General features: G+C 41.2%; 1 protein-coding gene. It reads right to left on the bottom strand.

Annotated elements, in window-relative coordinates:
• Positions 1–277 (bottom strand): helix-turn-helix transcriptional regulator (locus SB658_RS23615; protein ID WP_410602730.1); only part of this gene is annotated, 277 nt, incomplete at both ends.

Below are 277 nucleotides of genomic sequence, written 5' to 3'. Positions count from 1 at the left end.
CTGGAAGTACTTTCGATATTTCTTCGGTGGCAATTGAAACATTCTTTTAAAAGCTCTCGTAAATGCCTCTTGTGAGGAAAAGCCGTATTGTACTGCAATATCAATAACAGCCCTCTCCGTTGACACTAAGGCTTGCGCAGCATGAGTTAACCTTCTCTTTCGAATATAATCCGTTACACTCATCCCAACATATCTTTGAAAGATGCGATGAAAATGGTACATCGATACTGCACTGTGAGACGCCACTCTTTCTGTTGTAAGCTCCTCATGTAAATGC

Origin of the sequence: Bacillus sp. SIMBA_008 (assembly GCF_046535495.1) — a bacterium.
Taxonomy (GTDB): domain Bacteria; phylum Bacillota; class Bacilli; order Bacillales; family Bacillaceae; genus Bacillus; species Bacillus subtilis.
This window is presented reverse-complemented; position numbering and strand designations above follow the sequence as displayed.